Source organism: Rhizobacter sp. P1_G5, assembly GCF_056405435.1.
Genome location: NZ_JBFUCB010000781.1, coordinates 1 through 2,451 on the forward strand (window position 1 = coordinate 1; position 2,451 = coordinate 2,451).

Annotated in this window: 2 protein-coding genes and 1 pseudogene; 2 read left to right on the top strand and 1 reads right to left on the bottom strand. The window is 67.4% G+C overall.

The window, feature by feature from the left end:
* Together AC1D12_RS30960 and AC1D12_RS30965 are read left to right on the top strand one after the other, a co-directional pair.
* Window positions 1-1,023: pseudogene (locus AC1D12_RS30960) on the top strand (terminase gpA endonuclease subunit); the annotation flags it as partial.
* Window positions 1,020-1,394 (top strand): Mor transcription activator family protein, encoded by a 375-nt coding sequence (locus AC1D12_RS30965; RefSeq protein WP_477845038.1) that lies wholly within the window; start codon window positions 1,020-1,022, stop codon window positions 1,392-1,394. The pseudogene AC1D12_RS30960 and the gene AC1D12_RS30965, both read left to right, overlap by 4 nt.
* Window positions 1,395-1,812: 418 nt before the next feature.
* Here AC1D12_RS30965 and AC1D12_RS30970 read toward each other — a convergent pair.
* On the bottom strand, window positions 1,813-2,451 hold a 639-nt coding region (locus AC1D12_RS30970), incomplete at its 5' end, for a hypothetical protein (RefSeq protein ID WP_477845039.1).

Here is a 2,451-nt window from a genome sequence, read left to right on the forward strand (position 1 = left end):
GACGACAGCGACCTCAAAACCTTCATCAACACCACGCGCGGCGAGACTTACGAGCAGGAACTGGAGAAGACCGACGCCAGCCAGCTCGCGCTGCGGGGCAAGCACGGCCACCCGCTGCGCACCGTGCCGCGCGGCGCGGTGAAGCTCGCGATCGGCGTCGACGTGCAGGGCGACCGCTGGGAACTGGTGGTGTGGGGGTTCGGGCGCGGCGAGGAGATGTGGGTGGTCGATGACCTGGTCATCTACGGCAACCCTGCCGACCAGCGCGAATGGGATCTGTAGCTGGATCCGGCGATCAAGGCGACCTACCGGCACGTGTGTGGCGTCGAGATGTCGGCCGACGCGGTGGCGATCGACACAGGCGGCCACTTCACCCACCAGTGCTACGTGTTCGTGCGCAACCGGCCGAACCAGAACCTGTACGCGGTGAAGGGCGAGACGCGGCTGGGCCGGCCGATCAAGAGCGCCAGCGTTCTGGTCGACGTGAACGAGCGCGGCAAGACGATCCGCAAGGGCGTGCGGCTGTGGCACTTAGGCACCGACACCGCCAAGGACTTGCTCTACGGCCGCCTGCAGGTCAGCCAGCCCGGGCCGGGCTACGTGCACTTCGCGCGCGAGCTGACTGCCGAGTTTTACGACCAGCTCACGGCCGAGAGTCGGATGCTCGTCAAGACCGGCCGCGGCGAGGAGCACCGCTGGCTGAAGCCGGCGGGCAAGCGCAACGAGAAGCTGGACTGCACGGTCTACGCGCTGTTCTGCGCGCAGATGCTGGGCCTGCACGCGCTCAGCGACAAGCTGTGGGCGCGGCTTGAAGCCGGGCTGGAGCCTGACCTGTTCGCTGGCGGCGGGGCCGCAGCGCCGACCTCGGGCAGCGATCCGGCGCCAGTGCAGACGTCTCCACAACCGAGCGCGGTGGCTGCGGCGCCTCCGCCAGCTCCACCACCTGCAGCACGACCACCCGTCGTCCACCCCGTTGTCCCGAATTCTTTCATCGTCAGCGATTCTTGGAGCAGCCGCCTGTGAGCCAACCCCTCTTCCAGCCCCAGCAGCAACCCCACCCCGATGCCCACGAGATCAAAGCCGACGCCGCCACGCAGTGGGTGTTCGACATGACCGAGATCCTGCGCGATGACCTGGCGTTTCAGGAACCGTGGGCCAGTGCGATTGCGCACGAGATCGTCCAGGGCATGCGCACGAGGTTTGGGGGCGACGATGTCTACGTGCCGGCGCCGGACAAGTCGGCGCGCGATGAGCGCGTGCGGGAGATGTTCAACGGCCGGAATATCAAAGAGCTGATGCAGCTGTTCGGACTGGCGCGCTCGACGGTCTATCGGATTGTCGGCCAGCGGGGGGGCGGCCATGAGTTGAGGCGGGCAGCAGGTGCTGACAAGTGATGCGGCGGGGGAAGCAGGCATTGCTTGCTACGGTCACCAATCGAACTGGACCTCGGCTCCGCACAGATGGGTGCCGTCCGGCGCGCTGATGCTCAGGTTCAGGGTGTTCGCTGCGGGTGATCGCTACGTGTCAGAGCGGTCGCCGGGCCGCCCGATTGAACTGAGCCCCCTGCAGGGCAGGGATGCCTCTGACCAAACGACTGCTCGTGCGAGCAGCGATGCGGCGCTGTCGATCCAAAGCAGCCATGTCGCCATGGCAGACGTGGTCGCCGAAACGCACCTGCCGGGACCTGAACCGCCATAGGGACGACGCTCCTTGGCAGCGTTTGCGAATGGGTCTCGGCGACCGCCTTGTCCAAGGCAGCGAGCGTTTCGCCAAGCGGTCAACAGGAGCGATGTGCGAGCGCGCCGGGCGCGATCAAGGCGTGGTTTTGCTGGTGCAGAACGCGCTGTCCCGCGCGCCGCCACCGGCGTCGATGCGCGCCTTGAGGTCCGCCGCCAAATCGTGGTCGGGATCCTGATCGAGAACTACGTCGAGGACATGCAGCGCTTCGCTCCGGCGATGTTCTTCGGCGGCGCGCGACGCGAGGTCGAGCATCTGCGTCATCCACGCACTCTCGTCCACGGCCTGGGCGTGCCCCTCTGCGATGCCGGCATGCAGCCGAAGCAGCCGTGCGGCCAGCCGCCGGCCGAGTGCCGCCGGCGACCGGTCGTGCATGCTCCCCTCGGTCCGAGACGCAGGTGACATCAACACGTACTCCAGCGTCAACGTTTCGTCGCGGCGCGCCAGCCGGGCGAACAGGACGTGCGCGCCGGGGCTGCGGATGCCAATCGCGGCCGCAATTGCTGCTGGCGTCGGGGCCTGGGTGGCATCGATGCCGGCCTGCACCTCAGCGGCGGACATGCGCTTCAGCATCGAGTGAACAGCGAAGGTGTAGCCGAGAACTTCCAGGGGATACCCGAGATCTCGATCCGCGACGCCGACGCCCGGGTTTCCGCTCGGTAGCGGCACGACAGCCAGCGGACGCTCCGGGATCGCCTGCAGGTCCGACAGGAG